Source organism: Photobacterium halotolerans DSM 18316, assembly GCF_000425165.1.
Lineage (GTDB): Bacteria > Pseudomonadota > Gammaproteobacteria > Enterobacterales > Vibrionaceae > Photobacterium > Photobacterium halotolerans.
The window spans coordinates 106844-133499 of record NZ_AULG01000016.1; the positions used below are offsets into that span (position 1 = coordinate 106844).

Sequence of the window (26656 nt, forward strand, 5' to 3'; positions counted from 1 at the left end):
TTATTCCTGTCGTTTTGCTTCTACATTGAAATAACCATGTTATTAAACTTGGGTGAAACCGGTACCTTCGTGCCCCCTGGAGTTAGTGATGCAGCTACCAATTGAAGACAGACGACGTGCTGGTCTGGCCTTAGCCGGATCCCTGCAATCTTTGACAGGGCGTAGCGACACTCTGGTACTGGCCTTGCCCAGGGGCGGAGTACCTGTAGCTTATGAGATAGCCCGGACTCTTCGGGCACCACTGGATCTGATGCTGATACGCAAGTTAGGGGTGCCGGGCCATGCAGAACTGGCCATGGGCGCCATTGCTATAGGCGGATTCAGATTGTTGAATCAGGATGTTGTCCACAGCTTGTCGATCCCGGACGTGACCATAGCACAGGTGGAACAGCGGGAAAGGCATGAACTGGAGCGGCGCTTGCGGGTATACCGGGGGAACAAACCGCTGCCTGAACTGCACGACCGCTGCTTGATCCTGGTTGATGACGGGGTGGCCACTGGCGCGACCATGCGGGTCGCCATCGCCTCTGCCAGGCAGCAAAAACCCAGATTGATTCTGGTTGCAGTGCCGCTAGCACCCAAGGATATCGCCAGCCTGTTGCGTCGGGAAGCCGATAGGCTGGTGTGCCTGGCCACGCCCGAGCCATTTATCTCCATCGGTTGTTGGTACCGTGACTTTCATCAGGTCAGCGACGAAGAGGTCAGTGCCCTGTTGTCCATGTCACAGCAAGATCTTGGGTGAGCTCATCTAAAAGCTGGTATTGCATACTGTTGTTGTGCTGCCTCAATGGTGAGTGTCTCTAATGATGAATTCAATTCGAGCAGTCACCGTGAGCAATGAAAACGTTCGTCAGTCCTGCAAGTCAGTTTTTGCAGGGCTTGCGAAATTTTGAGCTCGAAACTGGCTGCCTTTGACAGATTCGCCAATGCCGGCGTCAGCATGGATAACTGCTGTTTCACCCGCTGACGTAAAATGTCGAGCGATTCTGGCGCTTCAAGCCGTTGACCGTCAAGGATGGCCGACTGTAGCAATGGCTGTCCTTGTTCAGAAATTTCTGTAGCTAAGCAAAGCTGATCATAGTCCAATTGCCCATTATTTCTCAGATAGCGATATACCTGCTTGCAGCCAGGCCAGGTCGCTTTACCTTGGGAACGTTTCCGTCGTGCGATGCCTGCGTATTCCTGTAACTTATAGGCACAATTTAAAAATGGTGCATCTTCTGAGGTCGTCAGGCTGGTCCCAATTCCATATCCATCAATCGGTGCCTGTTGTTGCCGTAATTGTTCGATCAAATACTCATCGACACTGCTACTTACAATAATCCCTATTTCCGGATGACCGTAACGATCAAGCAGTTCCCTGACCCGGATGGCCTCATTCCCCAGAGCACCGCTGTCAATCCGCACCGCCTTAATACATTGACCTTTGATTTTTAACTGCTCTGCCAGTTCAATCACACGTTCAGCACCATGGCAACAATCGTAGGTATCAATGAGTAACACCAGATTATTCGGCTGGCTAACGGCAAAATTATGAAATGCTTCCGTTTCTGAGTCATGAGCCTGAATATAAGCATGTGCCATTGTGCCATAAACCGGAATACCATAGTGCTGGCCGGCAAGAACATTTGATGTCCCATCAAAACCGGCAAGATAACTGGCCCGAGCAGCCAGCATCCCTGCCTCTGCGCCATGGGCACGACGCAGTCCAAAATCGATTAATTGCTTGTCATCAGCGGCAAGCCTACAGCGAGCGGCTTTCGTGGCGACCAGTATGGGCAACTGCAGCAGATTAATGAGTCGTGTCTCGATCAATTGTGCTTCCGGTAAAGATGCCGTGATCTGAACAACCGGCTCATTAGCAAAAAACAAGGTTCCTTCTTTCATCGCATTAACTTGCCCGGTGAAACGAAATTTGCTCAGGTAATCAATCAAATTCGGCCGGAAATAACCACTGTTGGCCAGATATTCCAACTCATCATCGCTAAAACGAACTTGGGTAAGAAAGTCCAGTAACTGCTCTAACCCTGCAGCCACTAAAAAGTTTCTCTTGGGTGGCAGCTTACGCACAAAAAATTCAAAGACCGCCTTATCTTTCATCCCGTGATCAAGATAACTCTGTACCATCGTCAGCTGATACAGATCAGTTAACTGCGGGCTATCATAGATTGTCATGTTCCAGTACCTCCACATGCTTATCCGTGGTACCGGCCACTTTCTTCTGGAGTGGCGTAAAGCGAACATGACCGGGGTTCAGGAGCCCAGTTCGTGTTGCATAATTCAGACGAACCACATTCAATTTCCCCCTTTCACTCCCTCAGGTATCCTATTCAAGAATAGGATACCTGCACAGTCAGCAGGAATAATAAGCAGGTTCGTGTCACGAATCATTGAACCTGAAATAATCTTGCTCATACAGTTTATCAGGTGACTTCTGTTGAGCATGACGGCTAGTTAAGGTGTGTTTGTCAACGACTATCATAAACACTGATGGTAAGCGGATCTGTTCACAAAATTGAAATCTTCGTATCAAGCGTAATTTGGTCTGATATCGCTTTTGTATGCTAAATGTATCAGGTGCTGGCTATTGGCGGGAGGCACCAACACATTGAGACAGGTCCGGAGTCATCCCCTTATCTTCGAGACTTGTCTATGCTTTTGAAGCAACCATTTTATACTCAGCTTCGCTGATTCTTAGCGGCAATATGTTCGGCTGACGTTACATCCGAGGAAATTACTATGAGCTTTCGTCATCTTCTGCTTCCTGTCGCCCCGGAACTACCGCTGGGGAATGCTTTTCATGAAGTACTGAAAATTGCTGATTCCCAGTCGGCCAAGGTTACTTTGATCTCAGTTATTGAAAATCTTGATGAGTTGAAGGAAATTTCTCAGTATTCCAGCAAGGTGTTGAGTCTTTTGGGCGAGACAACGAAAACGTCCCATCAGGCCTTGGAAAAGCATGCTCAGCTGTTGAAAGTTAAATACCCGAATATCAAGTTTTCGGTCATTGTTCGGTTGGGGATACCGTTTATTGAAATTATCAAGGCGGCTGATGAAGTTCAGGCCAGTATGATAGTGATTGATACCCACCGTCAGAATAAAACACAAGCCTGTCAGCGGGGAAGTACGACCCGTCATTTAATGCGTAAGTCGGCACTCCCAATCTGGTCCAGCAGCTCTCATCAGTCACCGATCCGCCAGATTGCCGTAGCTGTTGATGTGGCCTCTCCGGAGCAGACCACCTTTAATGAGAAAATCCTGTCGCTTGCCTTAGAAGTCTGCACATTCACCGGGGCCGAGTTGATTTTGCTCCATGCCTGGCATACTGATCTCACGGAATTTTTTCGTAAATGGGGGAATTACCGCGATCTGGATGTCGACTTAATTTCGAAAGAAATACGATTAGAACGCGTCGAACGAATGAAATCACTGCTAGCACTGCACACTGACTCGCCGGTAAGGCAGCAAATCAAGATACTGGAAGGGGAAGCTAAAACGGTTATCCCCCGCTTTGTGATGGAAAAATCGATTGATATGGTGATTATGGGCACACTGTCCCGCACCGGAATTGCAGGATTCTTGATGGGGAATACCGCAGAATCCATGCTCAATAAGCTGACCTGTTCAGTGCTCACGCTCAAACCCGATGCGTTTCATTCTCCGGTGCTGGACAGGAAATAAATTACGGTATTATCAGCCATGTCACCTTAGCTTCATTGTACACGGTGCAGTTACGGCTGCTGACTCTAGTTTGAATCTGGTGGAACGGGTGGAGAACCTCAGCCATGCCGGTACTTTGATACCAATTTTATATTGATTAAACCCGGCGCTGCATCGTGCCAATGTTGCTGGAACGGCCCAACTGGTTGACCATCCCTTGCTGTAAGATTCGTTCAAGCGCGCAATGCGAGCCAGTCAAATCCGGATCCAGTATCTAGAACAAATGCTGAGCCTGACCACCACTACGATCGAGCCGCAGGTGGTACCATTTGACTTGAAAGTGGTGCTTTGTGGTAATCGGCTGCTGTACTATTGGCTCAAATATTATGATCCGGAATTTAACTTATTACTTAAGGTTCGAGCCGATTTTTCAGAGGAACTGCCCCTAAATGAAGCCTCAATGACATTGTATGCCCGCCTGATTAAGTCGGTGGAGAGCCGTGAAAGGTTACTCCCTTTGTCACGGGAAGACGTTGCCCGGGTGAGCTATCTCAAAGAGCGTAACCAGGAAAATGTGATACCAAAGGCTTCGCAGTGGGCCAGATCAACGCGCTGTCAGTTGTGGCGGTTGGTGACCATCCCTTTGGCTGCCCTCAAGGCTCACCGCAACCATTCGTCTGGGCGGTTCGATTCACTCCAAAGGCGTGACGGTAACCGGCAGGCTGATGTTGTCAGTTGCAAGCTGCACTGACAGCAAAATACCGCTCAACCCATAACTCGTCATCAAGATCAAAGAGCTGACAAGCAATAGCATCAGTGGTTGCAGTGCCGCGGTAATAGACACGATGGTACTTCCTCGAATCCGGATGATGAGCGGTGATCAGTTTATCTTTGCTTTTAAGCATGAACGCATGTGTTGTGTTGTCTCTCTCATGAAACCTGCACTATTTTGCACTGAGCTATAATGGAATGGGCGCAGACGGGAGCCGTGATGTCCTGCCACGTCAGAGCTACCAGTCACCGGGTAAATAGCGACACGCCCGGGTGAACCAATCTCAAACTTCAGCCTGAATCGTGGTGTTATGGAATATCGTGATTATTACGCCATCCTTGGAATTTCCCGCGATGCAACATTGGCGGATATCAAACGAGCTTATAAGAAAAGTGCGCGCAAATACCACCCAGATGTGTCGAAGGAAACCGACGCCAAAGAGAAGTTTATTCAGGCCAAAGAGGCCTATGAGGTGCTCAAGGATCCCCAGAAGCGGGCCGCTTATGATCAATTGGGTAAAGACTGGCATTCCGGGGAGCATTTTCATGTACCACCAAACTGGGAACGCAATTATCAGTTTTCCAGTGAGGGTTTTTCCCGGGGTGATGCTTCTGCATTCTCTGATTTTTTTGAATCGCTGTTCGGCGATCACTTTGATCATAGCGCAGGACGCCATCATCGCGCTCGCAGAGCACATCAACATTTCACAGCCAAGGGCGAAGATATCCACGCCAAGGTTCAAATTGATATTGAAGACAGCTTTCATGGCGCGGTACGCACCCTCACCCTGCCATCATCCCCGCTCGACGGCGCGTCCCCTCAGACCGTGAATTTAAAAATTCCTAAGGGGGTCCGGGAAGGTCAGCATATTCGTCTGGGCGGCAAGGGAATGCCCGGCCATGGCGGCGGCGCGGCGGGCGATCTTTATCTTGAAATCAGTTTTCGTCCGCACCCGTACTACCGGCTTGAGCAGAAAAATCTGTATATGGCCCTCCCCGTCACACCATGGGAAGCAGCCTTGGGCGCTAAAATAAAGATACCGACTCCTACAGGGCCCATTGAGGTGACGGTGCCGGCCAATTCGGTTTCAGGGAAAATACTGCGGCTTCGCGGCCGGGGACTCCCCGGAGCCTCACCCGGGGATATGCTGATCACGCTGAATATTGTCCAGCCCAAGGTGAAAAGCGAGCAGGAAAAAGCTCTGTACCGGCAGATGCAGGATCTGATGTCCTTTAACCCTCGTGGTCAATTTGGATTTGAGTCATGAAGAAAAAAATTACGTCAAGCCAGCTCAGTATTACGGTCATTGCAGAGCATGAGCCGACGCTTAACCTGGCAGAGTTTTGTCGCGCTTGTGGTCAACCTGCTGAATGGGTGATCGCCCTGGTTGAAGAAGGAGTCCTGGATCCTCAGGGAGATCGGCCAATTCACTGGCGCTTTGCCTCCGTCAATCTGCGCCGTGCTCTGCGCGCCAGTCGTATTCAGCAAGATTTGGAGTTGAATATACCCGGAGTTGCTGTGGCGCTTGATCTGCTGGATGAAATCGAACGACTGCAACGTCGATTGGATTGCCGATATTAGATTACCCTTTAGTAGTCACTAAATCATAAAACTTAGAATTTATTTACATAAGGTTATAAGTCATAAAATAAAACGAGGGTTAGTGTCGCTTTACGAAGCCAGCTTTTGGCAATGGTTGTGGCTTGAAGATCAGGTCAATGCAGGCAAACTGCCAAAACACGCCGATCAGTACAATTTGATTCAGGAACTGATGATTCAACGCATGGTGGTATTGGCAGCTACCAGCCGGGACAGACACTGCATTTCACCTGCTGCCGTGACAGAGTGGAAGACAGAGATACCTTGCAATTCGCTATCCCTCACTCATTAAAACTGTACTGCCGCTTCACTTCCACAACCTGCACTGTGTAGGAGGCGTACCATTTTTCCCGGCCAAACTGCTGAGCCAGTGAATGCTGGCTGTCTCTGTGCCAGTTCTGGATATCTGCCTCGGTATCCCAATAGGAAATCGCGATTTCCTGATCCCCTTCTGTCACGGCGAGAAAGTCCAGACAACCATATTTTTCAAATGCCAGATCCCGCATCATTTTAACCATATCAGCATACTGGCTGTCCTGCTGACCCGTTTTGGCTTTGAAAATCACTGCGAACATTTGCCTCTCCCTGGCTTATCATCTGAACGTCTATCTCTGAGCATTCCGCAGAGCATGAACAAACTCTGCATGCGGCATAAAAATACGGTAATACTGATAACTATTCTGACAATCTCTGCTGAGCCTTCAGCGCTACGTCAGCCACTTTTTCGATGAGGTCCGACTGGCTGCTGACAATGTCGGCCACTGACATCCAGCAACAGTCACTGGCGTCATCGCCCGGCTGCAGATCCCCCTCCATATAGCGGCAAAGTACAGGCACCAGAATAAAGTGATGGTGACAGTTGTCGCCATCGAACTCGTTCACTTCAACCACTTCCAATAATTGTTCTGCGACCGCTGACACACTGGTCTCTTCTTTCAGTTCGCGCACGGCCGCATCACGCAGGCTTTCGCCCGGCCAGACGGAACCACCGGGAAAACCCCAGCCACCTTTCTGCGGCTCGTTCTTACGTTGAACCAGAATGAGTTGATCGTCTTTGTAGGTGACAGCGAGAACCGCCACTTTGGGTGATGAATACGTGCTGTGTTGCTGGGGCATGCCGGGCTTCCGAATTTTGTTTCAGGAAGCCCATGATATCGCATGTTTTAAGCAGAAAGTACCTACCGCGCCACAGCCGTTCGCACAGAGCGGCAGACTAAGATGGACGAATGATTCAGTTCAGAGGTTTGATTGGCACCGTTTTCAGATTGTCATCAAGCTGATCATTGATCTTGATGTAATCTTCACCTTTGACGTCATAGATAGACTGTTTTTGAGTCACAACGTTTTCGCCGGTCCAGAACTCAATGGGGTTGAGCACCATGTAATCTGCCACTGTGGTCACAGCGTAAACCGGTGCCATCGCAATGGTCAGCCCGCCACGGGCGTAACGGTTATCCACCACATCCATATTGAATTTCATGGTTGCATTCGTTGCCGCCATCTAGCCCGCACAACCCGTTAATAAAGACACCAGAGAGACTGCAACAAAAGCCATTTTTTTCATTGTTCAATACCCATAAATAAAACAGGGTTTAATGGTAGCAAGGTGCGTATTAATTAGAATCCACGGCTTGTTAAATCTGGTACAAATTCAGCAGGCGTTCAGTTAAAAAACATCGTTCAATTCAAGAGAGGAATATATACAGTCATCCGTTTTGAGCCACTGAATATGTCTTCGGAAAACATCCGTTATTCTTTATCGAAACTGTCCACAATGATCGCCCCCATTGAAGCGGGCATGGCAATAATCAAGGCACGCTTAACAGCAACAACCCAGTTATCCATCAGTGGAAACTGGTTAAGCGAAAACAGGATCAGACAAACCACCAGGTAGGTAATCAGATAGGCCCCAAGCACCCTGGCCAGAAAGACAGGTACGCGTTCACGGATATTCTGACCAAACATAGACTGATAGGCGTACAGCCCCATGAAGGCCAGAGTGAAACCGACAAGGACAGACAAATTCAGCAGCGGAAGGGACTCACTCAGTTGCCAGGCTTCTTCAGAGAAGGAAATGGGGACGCCCAGGGCAAAAGCGCCGATCACAATCTGACCCAAATCTTCTGCGTTGAATTTCCAATCCATTGACCGCTCCTGTTTATTTTGCTTCTAACCGTTCCTCCCCCTTTTCAAGGGGGAGGTTAGGAGGGGGTTACAAGGCACAAGCGTCAAATCCGTGCCCGCTTCACGAACCCCACCCTAACCCTCCCCTTGCCAAGGGGAGGGAATGTCCGTACTCCCTCTATGTCGTGGTTCAGCCCAGTAAAAACAGGCTACCAAGGCCGAGAAAGGTAAAAAAGCCCACCACATCAGTGACTGTAGTGAGTATGACTGACCCGGACAGGGCCGGATCAATCTCGTATTTATCCAGGATCACCGGAATCACGACACCGGCAATTGCCGCAACCACAATATTAATGGTGATAGCAGCGGCGATCACCCCGCCAATCGCTATACTGCTGAACCAGACAGCCGCTACAATCGCGATAACCACCGCCCAGAGCACGCCGTTCAGGCAGGCGACCAGCAACTCTTTCTTGGCCAGTGACCACACGTTACCAAAGGTGATCTGTCCCATCGCCAGACCACGAATAATCAGGGTCAGGGTCTGACTGCCGGCTATGCCCCCCATTGACGCCACCACAGGCATCAGGACCGCCAGTGCCACCACCTGGCTGAGCGTGGCTTCAAACAACCCGATGGTCCAGGACGCCAGAAATGCGGTCAGCAAATTAATACCCAGCCACAAGGCGCGGCGTTTGGCACTGAGCCAGACGGGAGCAAACAGGTCGGTGTCTTCATCCAGACCTGCCCGCGCCATCAGCCTGGCTTCATAGGTTTCCCGGGTAATTTCCATCGCCAGCCGCAGTGTGGCGCGCCCGACAAAGCGGCCGGAATCATCCACCACAGCCATCGCCGCCTGATCCGAGTGTTCAAGACGCTCTGCAGCATCATAAACGTCCATCTCCGCTTTCAGGGGAGACGCAATGTCATCTTCCAGACTGTCGACCCTGACCTGACCATCGGCCGCCAGCAGGACAGGCAATGACACCTCACCTCTGTAATGTCCCTTTTTATCAACAATATAGACGCGATCCAGCATAGGATGATCGGCGCGTCGCACCGCACGCAAGGCTTCAAAAACACGGGTATTCGGCGTTAACATCACCAGGCTGTGATCCACATAACGGCCGATCTGTTCTTCGTCATACTGCTGGCTCTGTTCATACCAGGACTTCTGATCCTGGCTCATCTTCGCCAGTGCGAAGTCTACCAGCTTATCTGACAGACTCTGTGACAGCTCAATCAGATCTTCAGCGTCCAGCCCGTGTAGCATAGCGCGCAGATCCGGCATACTGAGATTGTCGATCAGCACGCCCCGCGCATCGGAGCGCATGGCAACCAGAACTTCTACCCGCTCTTCCGGAGCAACCGTCTGCCAGAGAGCCAGACGTTCATCAATAGGCAAAGATTCCAGCAGTAAGCCCAGCTCTGACGTTTCCAGCACTTCCGAGGCTTCAGAGAATACCCTTTCCTGCTCTTCGTCATGAACCCGGTTAAGATCTTCAACCCACTGACTGAGTTCCTGTTGTGGCAGAAGATCTTTCACCGCTGCTTTGTCTTGTTCTTCATTCATAGTTTTTCTTACATTATTTACTGCTGCGTGCTTGCCTGTGGTGTATCAACCGCCTCAGGCTGCTCATTATCCGGCTTAGGATTCACCACAACCTGGGTCAGTTTAATCACGGGTTTTTGCAAAATGATGTTATTGGGATAGGTGACCAGGCTGCCATCGGTGCGCTCAATAATCACATGAAACATGGTGATATCCTTGATCACACCACTGATATCGTCGTCTTTATCCACCACTTTGACCCGATCGCCAATACGGTACGGAAACACAAAAAAGATCAGCACACTCGCCGTCACGTTGCTCAGCATGGACCATTGTGCGAACAAGGCGACACCCAGCACAGCAAAGGCCGAAGAGAAAAACAGTGAAATGTCACTGTATCCCAGCCCCAGACTGATCACCGCCACGCTGAACAACACAAAAAATACCACAGACGATAAAACGCGAGAGATAAACCGCACTCTGGCTTCACTGACCATCTTGGTTTTACCCAATCTGGTCAGCCACAAGTTGATGACACGTTTAGCAATCGTATAAACAATCAGAAAAACCAGAATAATAAACAGGTTATAAGCCAACCGACTTTGTAGAATGGCTTCTATCATTAAATGAATTTCATCCTTCTGAACAAAATAATTTCAAACACGGTAACCGCTAATAAAGCGATACAAAACAGCCAGAATGCCGTGGAGGAATCCACGCCGGGCATGCCGCCAATATTAACGCCCAGTAAGCCGGTAAGAAAACTGATAGGCAGGAAAATAATGGAGATCATTGAGATAAGATACGTGTTTCGGTTTACCTTCTCAGACTGCACCTGACCCAGGTGCTGATTGATAACCTGGATCTGATCAATGTAAAAGTTAATTGATTCGTTAATCCGCACCACCAGATCACGGCAGTTAAGCAACGGCATACGTAAAGCGTCCAGCCCCGCAATCTCCGATTGCAGCAAGTCATCCAGCGCATAGCGCTGGGGAGTCAGAAAGCGACGGATCTTCAGTAAGCGTTTGTTCAGGTTAGCCAGCGACTGACTGTCTGCTTCATCCTGATGTTCTGCGTAATATTCGATATCTTCTTCAATCGGGTCGAGAAAGGTTTCGATATTCCGGTTCAGTTTATCAATGATGGTTACCAGCATTGCCAGCAGGCTCGGCGGACTGTTGCCTTCTTCACACTGACGTCGCGCTTCAGCAATTGCCCGGGACGGGTATTTACGGGTCGAAATCAGGCAACCTTTGAAATAGAGAAACCGGATACTCAGCATATCGTCCGGATTATTCCCTTTATTCAGATTGATACCACGCACTATCAGAAGAAACGTGTCCTCGCCCAAAGGTTCAAAACGCGGGCGCGTATCATCCGCCAGTAACGCCGAGACTAACGACGATGGCACACCCACTCGGGACAACCACTGTTTCAGTCCGGCGGCATCACGCTGGCAGTGATACCAGCAACCCTGCTCCAGTTGCTCGCAATCGGAGAGTGTCAGTTGACGCGGTGTATCTCCTAACTGCCAGCCGTCAATAAACCACTCATTTACAGGTTCCGAATTGACCATAAAGTGCGCCTCCCGTGCGCAAAAATAAGAATGGTTAGCTCAACATCCCATCAGGTGATATCGACTTCATCGCTGACTTCATCAAGAAACGATTCAATTTGCTGCTCGACTTCTGAACTTGCCCCTTTATTGAAATAGGCAAGGTGAAAAACCGCGTCCCCTTCATTGACCAAGGGCAGCATTTGCTGACCGATAACGATGCCGTCTCGGGGTGCAACCATAGTATCTTCACCATGGCCAAGCGGGGCACTGATATAGGCCAGTACCTGCCCTTTGGTTACCCGCTCACCGAGTGCCACCACACAACGTACTATTCCGTTCTGCTCAGCCCTCACCCAGCTGCTGGAGCGGGCGATAAAAGGCGATGCCTGTTCTTTTTTCCGGCTCACCCTGCGGATCATTCCCAGCATCCGCATGACACTCACTATGCCTTTCACCGCCGCGGCAATCACAAGCGGCTCAAACCGCAACGCTTCCCCGCCTTCGTAAGTGATGACAGGAATACCGGCAGCATCAGCCACCGCCCGTAGCGAGCCATCGCGAATTGCTGCATCCAGAATCACAGGGGTGCCGAAGGCATGCGCCATTGCAGCACTTTCCTGATCCTCCAGATTCGCCCGCACCTGAGGCAGATTCCCCCGGTGAATTGCACCTGTGTGCAAATCAATAATATGCGTGCACTTTTTGACCACATGTTCACTGAACTGGTAAGCCATGCGGGCTGCCGTCGAGCCCCGTTCAGAGCCGGGAAAACACCGGTTGAGATCACGTCTGTCAGGTAAATAACGGGATTTATGAATAAATCCGAACACGTTCACGACAGGCACGGCCACCAGAGTACCGTGCAATTTCAACGGATCCACTTTGTTCAGCAGTTGCCTGACCGCTTCCACGCCATTGAGCTCATCACCATGAATAGCAGCGCTGACCAGCATAACGGGTCCCTGATAGCGCCCGTTCACCACATGAACCGGAATGTGCAGTGGTGAATGGGTATACAGCTGGGCGGCTTCTAAATCGATGGTGGCAGATTGTCCTGGCGGCACTTCGGTGCCAATAAATTCGATGACTTTGTTTAATCTAGCCTTTGCCACTGGTGCGCGTCCTCTGCGGTTTTGCGGTTGATTCTATGTATTTGATTATCATACCCGCGATATCCTTACCAGTCGCTTGTTCAATACCTTCCAAACCTGGGGAGGAGTTCACTTCCATCACCAGCGGCCCGCGCTGGGAACGCAGCAGATCCACACCGGCTACACGCAGTCCCATCACCTTGGCGGCAAGCACTGCCGTCTTACGTTCTTCCGGCGTAATCCGGATTAACGACGCCGATCCGCCACGGTGCAGGTTAGAACGAAATTCCCCTTCGGCCCCCTGACGCTTCATTGCGGCGATCACTTTATCGCCGATCACGAAACAGCGGATATCCGCACCGCCCGCTTCTTTGATGTATTCCTGCACCATGATGTTAGCTTTCAGCCCCAGAAAGGCTTCAATCACACTTTCTGCCGCCTTACGGGTTTCAGCCAGTACCACACCTATCCCTTGCGTCCCTTCCAGCAGTTTGATCACCACAGGTGCGCCGCCCACCATTTCAAGCAAGTCACCAATATCATCCGGCTTGCTGGCAAAGCCGGTGATCGGCATCCCGACCCCTTTGCGCGACAGCAATTGCAGCGAACGTAATTTGTCCCGGGAGCGGGTAATAGCGACAGATTCATTGACCGGAAAAACGCCCATCATTTCAAACTGACGCAATACCGCACAGCCATAGAAAGTCACCGAGGCGCCGATGCGCGGAATAATGGCATCAAATCCGGATAAATCCTGTCCTTTGGAGTGGATGGAAGGCTGGTCGGAATTGATGTTCATATAGCAGCGCAACGCATCAATGACCTGCGCCTCATGCCCACGCTCACGGCAGGCTTCAATCAGACGACGGGTTGAGTACAGCTTTGAATTACGGGAAAGGATACCAATTTTCATTGTCACTCCAAAAAATGCATAAACAGGTGTTGCACGTCAGAATGGAACAACCGGGACAACGATTTTCGATGCCTACCGGGGCAGAACAATATTGACTTACACTCAAAAAGCACTCAGGACAGAATGCCGATCTCAATCTTCTCAGTGTAGTAAAACCAACTCTCGCTCGGGTTTCTCCGCACCAGGGTTGCAAAGCTGAGGCAAGGCACACAAAATCCTTCACCTATACTGTTCTCATCGAAATGAATTGATCCCGGCTTTTATCTCATGACTATAGTGACAGATTGATTATATTGCACAATAGCTTAGCGGTATGCGATAGCAACCAAGTATGATAAAAGCGGATGGTCCAGTACCCAGAGAAATGAATGATATGCTTCCGGTACCCGGCAGTGACAGGGAGTCTGGTCATTGGTTTGTCCATTTGGCACACTGCCTTCGCAACACCTTCGCATGAGCAGGATTTTGGTCCGCTGAAAACCTATGCCCAATCACCTCTCCAGTCCAACAGCCTGAGCCCGCAGCTCAGGAGCGGCTTTGCGTTACCCGAAGATACGATGGAGTTTTATGCCACGGCGGCCACGGCCAGTATCTGGGCAGAAACCCCTGAGTATCGGGCTGATTACTATCAGTCTACTTTCAGTACCGGATTAATGTGGCAAGTCACAGCCGGCTGGCAACTGGAGCTGGACGCCAGTTGGCGAATTGCTCTGGACAGTCACTTAGATAACCTGACGTTTGGCTTTCATAATCTGTTCGGCATCGGCCTGAATGGCCGTGAAGATGTGCCCAGGCACAGCTTTGATATTTCTATCCCGGAATACGGGGTGGAGTATACAGATTTCAAAGGCGAGACGCTGACACGGACGCTGACCCTGTACAGTGGCTGGCAGCTACTGGATCGCCCAAGGGAAGCGCTTTCTATCGGCGCCTCGCTGTATTACAACTATGTCGACTCCGGCCCGTTCCACAACCATAATCTGGAGCAGGCTTTACAGCTTAACTACAGCTATCATCAGGATCGCCATCGCTTTCACGCCATGTTCGGCGGGGTTTATCGCGATAATCCGGCGGCACTCATTCCTTATAACACGCTGACCTACGCCGCAGCGGCCGGCTGGCAGTATCAGTTCAATGGGCCCCACAGAGTCTTACTGGAATACCATTATTATGAAGGCGCGTCGGAAGCCGCCTCGGCACTGTCACAAGCGTCCAACGAGATTCTGGCAGGATACCGCTACCACTTTTCCACCAGCGTGCTGGAGCTGATCCTCACTGAAAATGTATTCAATATGGATAACAGCCCGGATGTGGCGATTACCCTGGGCTATCGGCAACGCTGGTGATCACCTCAAAGCGCTCAATCAAAAAATCAATAAACAGACGAAGCCGGTTCGGGATCAGTTCCCGCTGCGGGTAAACAAAGCTGATCGGCACAACCGGCGACACCCAGCCTGGCAGTATCTGTATCAGTTCACCACGCTCAATGTGCTCCCGACAGATAAATTCCGGCAACATAGCGATCCCCAGGCCATCCAGACACGCTGACACTGCCGAGGTGATGGTATTGACCCTGAAACGGTACGGCAATTCAATCTGCACCTGCTGTCCGTCTTTTTCCAGCGCCCAATGCGGTATCTTCACGGCATTATAGATTTTGATCTGATGGTGAGGCGCAGCCAAATCCGCCGGCGACTCAATGTTTCCGTTCAGCGCGAGATAGTCAGGGCTGGCAACGAGGATCCGCCGCGACGAATGAAACGGTCTTGCCACCATACCGGAATCGTTAATGTCGCCCACCCGCACATGCAGATCGATCCCTTCAGCAATCAGATCAACTTCCCGGTTACTCAATTCAAGGTGCAGGCTGACATGCGGATACTGTTTCAAAAACGCGTTGATGCTCTTGCCAAACACTTTCTGGCCGACCTCAACAGGCATCACCACATTCAGCCTGCCTCTGATCAAATCCTGATTTGCCGTCACTTCAAGCTCAGCCTGGCTCGCAATTTCGACCACCTGACGGCACGACTGATAAAACGCTTCCCCTTCATGGGTCAGCACCAGATTGCGGGTGCTGCGGGTAAGCAGGCGCACCGCCAGATCTTTCTCCAAATCCGCTATTTTCCTGCTGATTGTCGATTTCGTAATGTCCATCGCCTCAGCGGCCTGCGTAAAACTCCCGCATTCGACCACCTGAGCGAACATCACCATTGCATTTAAATCCATACCACTACCCATTAATCAGAAAGCTGTCAGCAACAATGCGACCCGCAACATCACCATTAGTGAAAAATCCGCAACAGTGTTTTCGATTTTTCCTATCTAATAAACCAATTCATAATTTTTTACAATTCATGCCCCAAACATAAATCACAACAATACGAATTCTCATGACCGAGCAAGCCTCAAAAACATCTTCACGCCTTCCTCTTATTGCTACGCTGACGCTGGGTCTTATCGCCGTGTCGGTGGGAGGATACTGGTACGGCTACGGCCGCTATTTTGAAACCACAGACAATGCCTATTTACAGGGTGAAATCACCAATATCAGCCCCAAAGTGGCCGGCTATATCCAGGCAACCTATGTCAGCGATAACGACAGCGTCGAAGCAGGACAACTGCTGGCCACGATTGACGATCGCGATTATCAGGCAGCACTGGAAAAAGCCAAGGCCAATCTGGTTGTAACACAAGCTGCAGTCGCCCACCTTAATGCCCAGTTTGCGCTGCAGAAAACCGTGATTCGTCAGTCCGCCAGCCAGGTCAGCTCGGCGCAGGCAGCGCTGGAACGTGCTCAGCAGCAAGACAGGCGCGCCCGTTCCCTGCTGGCAAAAAACTATTCGTCGCAAGATGAAGTCGACGATGCCAGCTCACACCTGAAAGTCACTGCCGCAGAGCTTGAAGCCGCAAAGGCCAGCCTGCAGGCGGCAAAAGATCAGCTTCTGGTACTGAACAGCCAGAAAGGTCAGGCGGAAGCTTCGGTACAGGAAGCCAGGGTGCAGGTCAAACAGGCGGAGCTCGATCTCAGTTACACCCGTATTTATGCCCCGGTTGACGGCATTGTCGGCAAACGCAGCCTGAGGATCGGACTGTATGTCCAGCCGGGCATGCCGCTGCTCAGTCTGGTGCCTGCCCGGGAAGTCTGGATTGAAGCCAATTTCAAAGAAACTCAGCTTGCCAGTATTCATCAGGGACAACAGGTGGAATTTGAGCTGGATGCCTATCCGGGTCAGACCCTGGAAGGTGTGGTCGACAGCTTTTCTCCCGCCACCGGGGCAAAATTTGCGTTACTGCCGCCCGAGAATGCCACGGGCAACTTCACCAAAATTGTGCAGCGGGTGCCGGTCAAAATTGTGATCCCACATCCTGAGCAACTCGCCGGTCAGCTGCTGCCGGGCCTGTCTGTGGTCGCGACCATAGATACCCGGTCACTGTCAGCACAGGGGGAAGAAACTCTGGCAAAAGCTGAGGTCGCTCATGAGTGAACAGGCTCTGCCTCAGCCAAACCCTGCCCTTGATCAGCGTTCCGAGAGTGACGTCCCGTTCCGGCACTGGATTGCCCTGCTGGGCGGCATGCTGGGCGCTTTCATGGCGATCCTTGATATTCAGATCACCAACTCCTCCCTGAAAGATATTCAGGGCGCGCTGTCTGCCACCCTGGATGAAAGCTCGTGGATTTCCACCTCGTATCTGGTGGCGGAAATGATCGCAATTCCCCTGAGCGGATGGTTATCAACGGCACTGGGGGCACGCCGCTACCTGATTGGCACCACAGTGATTTTCACTGTGTCTTCGCTGCTGTGCTCCATCGCCTGGAATATGAGCTCCATGATTACCTTTCGCGCCATGCAGGGCTTCAGTGGCGGCGCGCTGATTCCGATGGCGTTTTCACTGGTGGTCCAGCTGTTACCGGTTCATAAACGGGCCATAGGTATGGCGATGTTCGGCGTCACGGCCACGTTTGCGCCTTCTATCGGCCCGACGCTGGGCGGCTGGCTGACAGAGCATCTGTCGTGGCATTACATTTTTTACATCAACTTGCCGCCGGCTTTACTGATGCTGGCCATGCTCCGCTATGGCCTGGATGATCAGCCAATGAATATCAGCAGCCTGAAAAATGCCGACTGGGCTGGCATCGCGACCATGGCGGTCGGTTTAGGCTGTCTGGAAGTCATGCTGGAGGAAGGAAACCGGGAAGAGTGGTTCAGTTCGCACTTTATCATAGGGTTAACCGTTATCGCCGTCCTGAGCTTAGTGGCGTTCGTTATCAATGAACTGCGGCATCCCAGACCCCTGGTGAACCTGAGGTTGCTCAGTAATCCGCACTTTGCGATGTCAGGGCTGGCTTATCTGATCCTGGGCATGGCGTTACTGGGTTCCATTTTTGTTCTGCCCATGTATCTGACGCAAATTCATCATTACAACGCGCTGGAGATCGGGAAAGTGCTGATGTGGATGGGGTTTCCTCAATTGCTGCTTTTCCCTCTGATCCCCAAACTGACGCAAGTTGTTAAACCCAAGTTTCTGGTGGCATTTGGTTTCATCATGTTCGGTATCAGCTGTTATGTGAATACCCACATGAATCAGGATTTTGGCGGACAGCAGATGATACTGTCGATGTTACTGCGGGCCATTGGCAGCCCCTTTATCATTGTGCCACTGTCACTGGTCGCGATGCAGACCATACACAAGCACCAGACACCGGATGCCTCGACCATCACCAATGTGTTACGTAATCTGGGCGGCGCTTTCAGCATCGCACTGATAGCCACCATGCTGGACAACAAAGCGCGGGAGCATCTGGCTCACATCAAGGCCAGCTTACCCAGCGTCAGTAACGACGCGTGGCATCAACTGGCACAGCAAGCCGGGCATTACCTGCAACAGGGTACAGACCCGACAACCGCGATGCTGAAAGCCAAAGCCAGCCTGGCACAAAGCATGCAAACCGACGCCTACATCATGGCGTATAACGATGTGTTCATGATGATGACAGGCTTCCTGGTCTTTGCCGCCATTTTGGTGCTGTCTTTACCGGATGCAGAGCCGGCTAAGGGTTGATCCATCACAGCTGAGACAACATGTTGGTATCATGTGCGCCTTGTCAATTTGTTCACTGACAGGGCGCTTTTCGATGAAGAAAACGATTAACTGCATTGCTCAGCATCGCGATACGGTGAGGTCTGTGTTTCTAGATCCATGATTTCCTGAGGTGGTAAATATCTGGCAGCACCTTTAAACAAGTCCTTTTTATCACTTGGAATTTTCCCATAAGGGAAAAAATCATTAAATTTATTCATAATTCTTTGTTTATCACCTTGCAAACAATATATATCAGTTGATGTGACATTATATTGTTCTAATTTAATAACGGACTCTTCAGATTCTTCGAAGATATATCCACGGTGATATATTAAAAAATAATCTCTTGATTCATCATGATCATCATGTTCCCTTAAGAAAAATATCTCGTCATGCGTACTAATACATTGCGACAACAAATACTTATCCAGATTCGTTCCGCTCAATACCAGCCAGGTCACACCCAGTCCGGCAAATCCTACTAATGCAGTCGGACCAATGATAAACAGCGCGGCCAGTGAGCCAACTGCGGCAACAGCCAGTAACTTTCTTAGGATAGCGTTGCCTGTTTTTGATGAATGGACATGATCTTCAGTAATCAGACCATAACGGCTCAAGATGTAGTGATGACGAAACCTGGGAAATAAGGTGATCTTTCCTATGGTTAGGCTTGCAAAAATCACAGCTCCATACATCGGCCAAGTAAATGGTTCAGTAATTGCAGCGATAACATTAAATTCAAATGCAATCAATAGAATGAAAAATGAAAATAACACAGATATTAACGTCATTAACATCACATAATATTTTCTCCGACTCGGATAAGGTTGCTGAAATGCTATGATTTCCCATTCAATTTTATCCGGATCCGAGTTTATTTTTTCATATAGTTCTTTAACTTCAGTTTCTGTTGGTACCTGAGCTTTTGTTAATGGCCTGCTAACCTGTTCCATTTATTGTTAACCTTCTATAAAAATACGATTGTCTGGCGCAAAAGCAGGCAATGACCCACTATATTTTTGTTCCAGCTCTTTATTTGTCAGTTTTTTGGCGATCAGTTGTCCGTTTCGAACCCCGAAACTATAATGATAGAGTTGTCTGTTCTGACTTTCATCACTGTGTCTGGACTGACAGTAACCCAACACCAACGACATCTCACTCTGATTCTCATCCAGCGGCAGATAACACTGGTAACTCATCCGGCCGGTTGATTCATCCTGTTTCCACAGCCCGCCTTCTACACTTTCAGTGACAGAGAATTGATTGTTGATACTTTGTTCAAACATCACCCCCAGAATGTTGCCACCGGCATATGGCGGGACAAAGAAATTCAGATAGACGCCTTTCAAAACCTGGCTGATTGAATTTCGGTTGGTATAGGTTTCAGTCTCCGGATATTCCTGATGGAGATGAGGGATGACTTCAATCTCAGGCTGCATTTGAATATATTTCAGTTCATTGAATGCCAGAAGGGATGCGTGACTCTTGGCTTCTGGTGTCGTTAATGTGAGCCACTTGGGCGATTTTTCACCCCCCCAAGCACCGTTGAACAGCCATTGCTGATAATCATTCTTTTCATGATAACTGATGAGTTCATTGATTATCATCACCACAAAATTTGAAAGAAATATCCCTGCCAACACCCAGGGGTTAAATGCCAATGGGACGACACCTCGTAAAAGCGTGACATTGAGAAATTGCCAACCTCCAGCGACTGATTGAGTTAAAGTTATAGCTCCTTTCGCAGCATATAACTTTTTTAATTCGCCTTTACTGCCCAAAGCAGTGTTAACAGCCAAAATAGTATCTGTTACTGAAGCCACTATCGTAAAAGTTGCTGCATATCTTGTAATATGGACAAACCTCATTCCAGCCTTCACCTGAGCTGCAGACATTAGGGCAGGATTTGGTGCTTTAACCATATCCTTTAAGCCAGCAAGTGTTAGGTTTTTTGTGTTCTTTGTTATCCCAAACGCGCTCCATGCGGGAGCCTGGAATACTGCGGCCAGACTTGCTCCGGTGGCTGACATGCGCTGGACAGCACCCAGAGTTTCATCAAAAGTGAGGACATTATTGGATTTCAGACTATCTATGTAATCCAGCAAGTCGTTTAGCGTGACAATAACCACCAGTAAATCCACACGACTGGATGCCACCACAGAACTGGCTTTCTTGGCAGCCTGGTTAATGTTTTCCGTGACAACTCTGATGCCTTCGTCTTTCAGATGCCTGGCTCTGATTTGAACGCTGTTTGGCTTTTTATCAAAGTGAGCCTCTTTTTCCCTTGCCAGCTGTATTCGCTCTTTTAACAGAGTGTCAGTTTCATCTGCCATACTTTCAATTGGCTGGCCTGTCCGTCTGGCCATCAGAACATGGTGAGCTTGATTGAGCTTATTGGCTTTTGCCGCATAGATTCTGTCGGTTGCCCGAAGTTTTTTGTTGATGTTACTCAGCTCATCCTGCCAGTCATTCAGTTTGTTCCTGTATTTTGTGTCAACCTCAATGTCTGTGTCAGTGGCAAAGCTTTCAGCCAACATGGCGGTCTCAAGCGCCCGTTTGGTAAAGGCGGTTCCCCCCACCAGAGAAAGTGTGGCGGTAATACCATGCGCAACACCACTGACTGTTTGTGTCGCGCCCGCTTTGAGTGGCGCACTGATCACTTGGGTGAAACTGTCATGGATCTGGCTCAACTGTGTGGCGAGTTTGCCAAGTACCTTATGGGATTGAGCGCCGGGATCGTGAATAAAAGTCAGGAAAGCGGCGTAACTGACGGTGAAATCTTTCCCCGGGGTGGCACCACTTTCTTCTAACGCTAACTCATCTTTGGAGATCAGTGAAAAGTCTCCACCGCTTCTGAGGTACAGATGGTATGTGTCATACAGTTCGCTGCTGAATCCGGCGAAACGCAGCGGGATCATTGTGGTAGGTTGTTCAAACTCTCTGGCGAGCCATTCACGCTGTGGCGCCGTCATCGGGCACAAGACGAGTGGCGTTTCAATACTGGCATAAATGTCTGCCAGATAGAGCTGTACCGGGACCGAATAAATGTCGGCAAAGCCCTTTCTGATGAAGTCTTTCCCGAACACTTGCAGCATTTTCAGTGCAATGTCTCTGTGCCTTTCCACTGCCGGGTAGCGTTTTTCTTCCTGTTCAAGATAAGCAATATTGTCTTCAAAAAGATTTTCAAGATCGACCATCCGGCGGTTCTTACTCAGCTTATTCCAGTCCTCGAAATACTTTCTGTAAGCGATGCTGCCGTGTTTTTTCTTAAATGCCTGTTCCGCTTGCGACAGCCGGGCAAACGAGCCAGCCCCTGCGGTGATCCCCGAAGAATTCGCTTTATCATTTTCGTGGATTCGTCTTAATTCAAAGAGTTCGTTGATTTCCTGATACACGGCAACCTGCTCACTGCGCGGCATGTCATCCAGCAGGTACGGATAGCGAATGTCCAGATCCTGAGGAATGTCTGTTGCGGTCAGTTGCATCACAGCGTCCATCAGCTGTTTGGGCGCGGCTTCATATTCAAACCAGTCTTGCCATTCACCCACCACATGAGAAAAACGAAACCCCATTTCTGCGATATCGCTTAAGGGGTCATTGATAGCCACAATATAAGCGGCCTCATCGGCTGGCATTTGATTTTTTATTTCACCTGCTTCAGCGACAGGTTTGATCTCATGTTCTAACTGAACCGTTATCTTTTCCTGACCATCCGGGTCTTCAACTTCAACCGTGGTTTCTTCCGGTGTTTTGGTATGCACCAAGCCTGAAAAGCGTTCGATTTCACCGCCCTGCTGATCAATGTCGGCAACTTGCTCGAGTAAATCCAGGCTCGCAACATGATCGTCAGGATGTGTGGCTAAACTTGAACACCTCACATGACGAGCATAAAAACGGGCGAGCGGGCTGGTCGCAAACTGATAAAACATCGGCCAGGACCAACGCTGTTTGCTCCAGGCGATACGGATGGAGGCATCGCTGTTATAAGTGAGAAAAGGTTTGCTGCTGCCGGGCTGACCACGTTCTGCCGGACCATCCGTCTCATCCAATGCGCGAAAATCATAATCCTCCTGCTCGTATTTTGTCAGGGTGATACCCTTGAACTCGTACTCATCCAGTGTTTTGTCTGTTTCGTTATAGACATACAGCCAGCCATCACGCAGTTGGCGCAAGGTGTTGTGATAAGGCGCAATTGCCTGACCAAAGAAAAAACCTTTTCCGCGCCAACCTTCAGGCAGGCCATGTTTAGGTTTTTCGTTTTCATCATTCTCATCCAGGGCGTAGCGCACCGGGAACAGGTGACAAGGCGTCACCGGCTTCTTTTTACGTTTTTTCACCGGCGTTTTGGGCTCAAGTGGCTCCTGCTTTAATTTTTCATCATGCCACATCATGGAATGTTCCGGCGGCTTGGTCCTTGGCTGGCCGCCGTTCGCTTCCAGATTCACAGGACGTGAATGAGGTACTGTTCCCTGTTCATACAAGGCTTTTGCTTCATCGTAGGTGTACTGGTGGTCATCCCAGAACATGGAATGCCGGGGTGGGTAAGGGAAATTGGTATCTGCCATACTGACGCTCATCTTGATTTAATGCTGTTTAATCCATGGATTCCAGCAATTTTCGCGCCAATAACCAGCGCTTTATAAATCAGTATGTTACCGGATTGGCAAGACCAGACTTGCCAAGAAGTTGGAAAATTTTCTCATTTTTTGAACCCGGCATGCAGTTCATTGAATAATAAGCCGCGCAAAGACAACACAAGGGGCGAGCACCGCCCCATTTACATTGTAAATTACGCCTTGATACTTAACCCTTCATGCTCAAGCAGCCAGCGTTTTTTATCCAGACCGCCGGCATAACCTGTCAGGGTACCGGAACGGCCGATAATCCGGTGGCAAGGCACCACTATGGGTATCGGGTTCTTACCATTTGCGGCGCCCACAGCCCGGACAGCTTTAGGCCGGGCGATTTGCAGCGCGACATCTGAATAGGAACAGGTGACACCAAAGGGCACATCCGTGAGTGCCTGCCAGACCTCACGCTGGAAAGCGGTGCCCGGCATGGAAAGGGGCAAATCAAAATGCTTACGCTGGCCGGCGAAATACTCGTTCAGTTGCTGCACACCCAATTCGGTGACGGCGTTACTGACATCGTCAGGAGCGGGCTGTGCGTCGAACTCAATGGTCGTGATGGCCTGATGATCGGCCACCACGGCCAGCCAGCCAATGGGTGTATCAATCCGTTGCCGGAATCGCTGGATAGTGCTCGTCGTGGTTGAGGTCATAACAAACTCCATAAATACAAAGTGAGGTAACTGCGCCAGGGTGCGGCGGCCGTTTCATTAACCGGCTTTTCCAGCGCCGTCAGCGCTTTCTTTACACCTAAATCACCGGAAAGAAAGATATCCGGGTCGCTGTGACCCCGCATGCGCATATAATGTACCGTCCAGGGGCCAATCCCGGGCAACGCCAGCAGTTCTTTCTCAGGGGCGTCCATACCAAGCGGGTGTGTCTGGGCAAAACCGGCCAGATTTTTCAGGGTTTCCCTGCGTTTCTGTGGCATGCCAAGTTGCTGTAAATCCATCTCAAGCACCTGAGCCGGGGTGGGGAAATACTTGAGATCTTCACCGCTGTCCGGATTCAGCATGACCAGTTTTTCCACCAGGTTCCGCGCCGCTTTCACCGACACCTGTTGCCCCAATACCGCACGCATACCGGCTTCAAACGGACTCCAGATACCGGGCAGACGTATCCCGGCCTCCGGTTGTGAGGCTGGCATGGCAGGTGTCGCCTGACAAATCGCGGTTGCGATACGCTCACTGTCTGCATCCAGGTCTAAGCAGCGACGGATGTTTCGGATCACAGGGATCAGGCCACTGAGGTTATCAATCTGAAGATCCACATCGAAACAGCATTTTTCAGGACAGTGGGTTGCAGTAAAGTGTCCCTGATAATGTGCCGCCACCTCACCGGCACGCGAATAAAAAGTGCGGCCGTAGCTGTTTTCTGTTTGCCACTCCAGCCCGGGAATGAGGCGGGCGGCATAAAAACCCTGCACCTGTCGCCAGTCGTAAGGCGGCCGGTAGGCCAGTTGCAGACGAATGCCCTGCCCCGCCCCTTGCTCAGCTTTACCCTGCTTGCGCAATTGGGAAGGTGAAAGCGAAAACTGCTTTTGAAAACAGTCGTTGAACCGGCGCACGCTGTGAAAGCCGCTGGCAAACGCCACTTCTGTGACGGGCAACCGGGTTTCATGCAGGAGTTTTTTTGCCATCAGGCATTGCTGATACAGGCTGTAAGCTTTGGGAGAAAGCCCAGTGGCCTGAGTCACCAACTGACGCAGATAGCGGTCGGTCACGCCCAGGCGAGCCGCAAGATGCTCGGTGGACTGAGACATTAATGCCCCCTGATCCAGCAGTGACAAAGCACGCTGCACTGTGGCCCCGGTTCCCAGCCACGCCGGTGAACCGGGAGCACTGTCCGGACGGCAGCGCAGGCAAGGACGATAGCCAGCCTGAGCCGCTTCAATCGCGGTGCGGAAATATTCCACATTCACTTCTTTCGGTGCAGGCGCCGGACAGACCGAACGGCAGTATATGCCGGTGGTTTTCACCGCAGTAAAAAACAGCCCGTCATAGCGGGGATCTTTGGCCAGTCTGGCCTGCTGACACTGGGTTGGCGATAAACTCATACACTCAGCCTGTATACGCAGACGCAATTTCGTAAATCACGTCTCTCTTCATCCATGCGCTAAGTGTACGCCTCTGGCCGGGCAAAACTAGCCAGAATCGGAACTCAACAGGAAGGTAGAACGGGATCAGCTCAGCCTGACCGCTGTGCCGTACACCAGAATCTCAGACGCCCCCTGCATGATAGTGCTGGTTGTAAAGCGCATATTCACAATGGCATCCGCTCCCATATGTTCAGCTTCGGCGATAGCTCTGTGCAAGGCCTCTTCACGGGCTTCCACCAGCATTTGAGTGTAACCACGGATTTCCCCGCCAAAAATGGATTTGAAGCCCGCCATGATATCGCGGCCGACATGCTTGGATTGCACCACGCTGCCACTGACAGTCCCCAGCACTTCTTTAATGGGACGGTGTGCCACATCCGGTGTTGTTACACATAACATAGAAAGCCCTCAATCTGTGGGACAGAAAATTCTGTCCCATTACTATTATTTCAAAGAAATTAATTTCCAGAACACTGTATTTTCAGAGAAATTCAATTTAAGAGCAATAAGTTACCGCTGTTCACTCAGGTATTCTAGAAATCGTTGCCAGGATTTTTTATCGGCGTCTTCACGGTAACGATCCGATCCGAACACAGTGAAAGCATGAGGTGCTCCGCTGTACACTATCATCTCATTTTCAATGCCTGCGCCTTCAAGTGATTTATTCAAACTGACAAAATCTTCCATAGTCACGGCTGTGTCGGCCGCACCATGAAATACCAGTACATTGCCTTTCGTCTGGCTGTAATCCTGGCCTTCCGGTGTATCGAGGCCACCGTGGAAACTGACAAAGCCTTTCATGTCTGCCCCGGAACGGGCCAGCTCTAACACTGCGGCGCCACCAAAACAATATCCCATTGCCACCGCATTGGCGGTATTGCCGCCAATCTGCCTGGCTTGTGCCATCGCCCCTTGCATCAGACTGCGCATCTTATCGCGGTTCTGATATAACTCGCCGGTCAGCTTTCTTCGGTCATCCACTTTCTCCGGGCGAACACCGGCACCAAACAAGTCAGCCGCGAACACCGCATACCCTTTATCTGCCAGCATCTGCGCCCGCTTGACTTCATAATCGGTCAGGCCGTCCCAATCGTGGATCATCAGTACCAGCGGCGCATCTTTGGCCGGCGAAATGTAGTAACCCTCGTACTCCGCGCCATCTACTTTATAACGCACTGCTTTGCCTTCTTCGGCAACCACAACCGGTGCCATCAGTACACCTGCCAGTATCGCTGCGGTTCCCAGCACTGCCGTTACTTTCATACGATTATCCTCATCTTGTTGAAAAACGACTGATTACAAGTGTAGGACAAGTATAAAAACCCGCGAATCAATGCACTTAGATAATCTGAAAGACCAATATTACACCTCACCGCAATGACCTTAACTCAACCGGTGAAATTATCGCCAACAACAGCGCCCGTCATCCCCAAAGTTACCCACTGTTTTTGTGGATAAACTTTTTTCTCCTTTCCAAAACAGTCGTTTAAAAAATGCAAATGCCTTTTACGTCAAATTTATGAATCTTTTTTTGCCGGAGAATGTACTGAAGCGTATCAGCTTCACCGATCCA

At 50.3% G+C, this 26656-nt stretch carries 25 protein-coding genes and 1 pseudogene; 9 read left to right on the forward strand and 17 right to left on the reverse strand.

The features are described 5' to 3' along the window. The first annotated feature begins 88 nt into the window (after positions 1–88). Positions 89–742 carry a phosphoribosyltransferase gene (locus H511_RS0104515; RefSeq protein WP_027251235.1) on the forward strand — a complete coding sequence of 218 codons (654 nt, stop codon included), beginning with the start codon at positions 89–91 and terminating at the stop codon, positions 740–742. Between the two features lie 83 nt (positions 743–825). Here the strand turns inward: H511_RS0104515 and H511_RS0104520 are convergent, their stop codons facing one another. Beyond that, positions 826–2193 (reverse strand): nicotinate phosphoribosyltransferase, encoded by a 1368-nt coding sequence (locus H511_RS0104520; RefSeq protein ID WP_338091515.1) that lies wholly within the window; start codon positions 2191–2193, stop codon positions 826–828. 546 nt (positions 2194–2739) lie between these two features. Here H511_RS0104520 and H511_RS0104530 point away from each other — a divergent pair. The 5 genes and pseudogenes from H511_RS0104530 to H511_RS25170 all read left to right on the forward strand — a co-directional run bounded on the left by H511_RS0104530 (position 2740) and on the right by H511_RS25170 (position 6323). Further along, positions 2740–3681: a universal stress protein gene (locus tag H511_RS0104530; protein WP_027251238.1), complete on the forward strand. Its 942-nt coding sequence runs from the start codon at positions 2740–2742 to the stop codon at positions 3679–3681. 220 nt (positions 3682–3901) lie between these two features. Continuing rightward, positions 3902–4411, forward strand: a pseudogene (locus H511_RS0104535) (AAA family ATPase); the annotation flags it as partial. 331 nt (positions 4412–4742) lie between these two features. Next, positions 4743–5699 carry a DnaJ C-terminal domain-containing protein gene (locus tag H511_RS0104545; protein WP_027251240.1) on the forward strand — a complete coding sequence of 319 codons (957 nt, stop codon included), beginning with the start codon at positions 4743–4745 and terminating at the stop codon, positions 5697–5699. Further along, positions 5696–6013 carry a chaperone modulator CbpM gene (locus H511_RS0104550; RefSeq protein ID WP_081669187.1) on the forward strand — a complete coding sequence of 106 codons (318 nt, stop codon included), beginning with the start codon at positions 5696–5698 and terminating at the stop codon, positions 6011–6013. Before H511_RS0104545 ends, H511_RS0104550 begins: the two co-directional genes overlap by 4 nt. Before the next feature lie 82 nt (positions 6014–6095). Then, positions 6096–6323: a glutathionylspermidine synthase family protein gene (locus tag H511_RS25170; protein ID WP_027251242.1), complete on the forward strand. Its 228-nt coding sequence runs from the start codon at positions 6096–6098 to the stop codon at positions 6321–6323. Here the strand turns inward: H511_RS25170 and H511_RS0104560 are convergent. The 9 genes from H511_RS0104560 to rimK form a co-directional block, all read right to left on the reverse strand. After that, positions 6313–6606 (reverse strand): antibiotic biosynthesis monooxygenase family protein, encoded by a 294-nt coding sequence (locus H511_RS0104560; RefSeq protein WP_027251243.1) that lies wholly within the window; start codon positions 6604–6606, stop codon positions 6313–6315. The two genes, H511_RS25170 and H511_RS0104560, sit on opposite strands and share 11 nt — an antisense overlap. 100 nt (positions 6607–6706) lie before the next feature. Further along, positions 6707–7147, reverse strand: a complete 441-nt coding sequence (locus tag H511_RS0104565; protein WP_027251244.1) for an NUDIX hydrolase — start codon at positions 7145–7147, stop codon at positions 6707–6709. A 115-nt stretch (positions 7148–7262) separates the two neighbouring features. After that, complete coding sequence (locus H511_RS22555) at positions 7263–7532, reverse strand: DUF3332 family protein (RefSeq protein ID WP_051287843.1); 270 nt, start codon at positions 7530–7532, stop codon at positions 7263–7265. 248 nt (positions 7533–7780) lie between these two features. Then, positions 7781–8176: a DUF2391 family protein gene (locus H511_RS0104575; protein ID WP_027251245.1), complete on the reverse strand. Its 396-nt coding sequence runs from the start codon at positions 8174–8176 to the stop codon at positions 7781–7783. A gap of 169 nt (positions 8177–8345) precedes the next feature. Then, positions 8346–9728 (reverse strand): magnesium transporter, encoded by a 1383-nt coding sequence (locus tag H511_RS0104580; protein ID WP_051287845.1) that lies wholly within the window; start codon positions 9726–9728, stop codon positions 8346–8348. Between the two features lie 17 nt (positions 9729–9745). Further along, positions 9746–10330: a mechanosensitive ion channel family protein gene (locus H511_RS0104585; RefSeq protein WP_051287847.1), complete on the reverse strand. Its 585-nt coding sequence runs from the start codon at positions 10328–10330 to the stop codon at positions 9746–9748. Continuing rightward, a complete protein-coding gene (locus H511_RS0104590; protein WP_027251248.1) occupies positions 10330–11286 on the reverse strand; it encodes a CorA family divalent cation transporter in 957 nt (318 codons plus the stop codon). The genes H511_RS0104585 and H511_RS0104590 overlap by 1 nt, the downstream gene beginning before the upstream one ends. Before the next feature lie 50 nt (positions 11287–11336). Further along, a complete protein-coding gene (locus H511_RS0104595; protein ID WP_027251249.1) occupies positions 11337–12380 on the reverse strand; it encodes a succinylglutamate desuccinylase/aspartoacylase family protein in 1044 nt (347 codons plus the stop codon). Then, positions 12367–13272 (reverse strand): 30S ribosomal protein S6--L-glutamate ligase, encoded by a 906-nt coding sequence (gene rimK / locus H511_RS0104600; RefSeq protein WP_027251250.1) that lies wholly within the window; start codon positions 13270–13272, stop codon positions 12367–12369. The genes H511_RS0104595 and rimK overlap by 14 nt, the downstream gene beginning before the upstream one ends. Before the next feature lie 392 nt (positions 13273–13664). Here rimK and H511_RS0104605 point away from each other — a divergent pair, with 392 nt between their 5' ends. Beyond that, a complete protein-coding gene (locus H511_RS0104605; RefSeq protein ID WP_036758797.1) occupies positions 13665–14618 on the forward strand; it encodes a DUF3187 family protein in 954 nt (317 codons plus the stop codon). On the opposite strand, the gene H511_RS0104610 is transcribed toward H511_RS0104605, so the two are convergent. After that, on the reverse strand, positions 14590–15501 hold the full coding sequence (locus H511_RS0104610; RefSeq protein ID WP_027251252.1) for a LysR family transcriptional regulator: 912 nt from the start codon (positions 15499–15501) through the stop codon (positions 14590–14592). The genes H511_RS0104605 and H511_RS0104610 overlap by 29 nt on opposite strands. A gap of 164 nt (positions 15502–15665) precedes the next feature. On the opposite strand from H511_RS0104610, the gene H511_RS22560 reads away from it, so the two are divergent. Together H511_RS22560 and H511_RS0104620 are read left to right on the forward strand one after the other, a co-directional pair. Next, positions 15666–16760: an HlyD family secretion protein gene (locus tag H511_RS22560; RefSeq protein ID WP_051287851.1), complete on the forward strand. Its 1095-nt coding sequence runs from the start codon at positions 15666–15668 to the stop codon at positions 16758–16760. Further along, a complete protein-coding gene (locus tag H511_RS0104620) occupies positions 16753–18336 on the forward strand; it encodes a DHA2 family efflux MFS transporter permease subunit (protein ID WP_027251253.1) in 1584 nt (527 codons plus the stop codon). Before H511_RS22560 ends, H511_RS0104620 begins: the two co-directional genes overlap by 8 nt. 86 nt (positions 18337–18422) lie before the next feature. Here the strand turns inward: H511_RS0104620 and H511_RS0104625 are convergent, their stop codons facing one another. From H511_RS0104625 to H511_RS0104650, 6 genes are all read right to left on the reverse strand, one after another. Continuing rightward, the gene (locus H511_RS0104625; RefSeq protein ID WP_027251254.1) at positions 18423–19310 is read right to left on the reverse strand and encodes a succinate dehydrogenase/fumarate reductase transmembrane subunit; all 888 of its coding nucleotides are present in this window, start codon (positions 19308–19310) and stop codon (positions 18423–18425) included. A 6-nt stretch (positions 19311–19316) separates the two neighbouring features. Beyond that, positions 19317–22922, reverse strand: coding sequence for a toxin VasX (locus H511_RS0104630; RefSeq protein WP_155804805.1), 3606 nt, complete (start codon positions 22920–22922; stop codon positions 19317–19319). Between the two features lie 224 nt (positions 22923–23146). Then, positions 23147–23638 (reverse strand): methylated-DNA--[protein]-cysteine S-methyltransferase, encoded by a 492-nt coding sequence (locus H511_RS0104635; protein ID WP_036758757.1) that lies wholly within the window; start codon positions 23636–23638, stop codon positions 23147–23149. Next, positions 23635–25041 carry a DNA-3-methyladenine glycosylase 2 family protein gene (locus H511_RS0104640; RefSeq protein WP_027251257.1) on the reverse strand — a complete coding sequence of 469 codons (1407 nt, stop codon included), beginning with the start codon at positions 25039–25041 and terminating at the stop codon, positions 23635–23637. The genes H511_RS0104635 and H511_RS0104640 overlap by 4 nt, the downstream gene beginning before the upstream one ends. A gap of 126 nt (positions 25042–25167) precedes the next feature. Continuing rightward, positions 25168–25482, reverse strand: coding sequence for a YbjQ family protein (locus H511_RS0104645; protein WP_027251258.1), 315 nt, complete (start codon positions 25480–25482; stop codon positions 25168–25170). A 111-nt stretch (positions 25483–25593) separates the two neighbouring features. Beyond that, positions 25594–26295: a dienelactone hydrolase family protein gene (locus tag H511_RS0104650; protein WP_036758801.1), complete on the reverse strand. Its 702-nt coding sequence runs from the start codon at positions 26293–26295 to the stop codon at positions 25594–25596. Between the last annotated feature and the right edge of the window lie 361 nt (positions 26296–26656).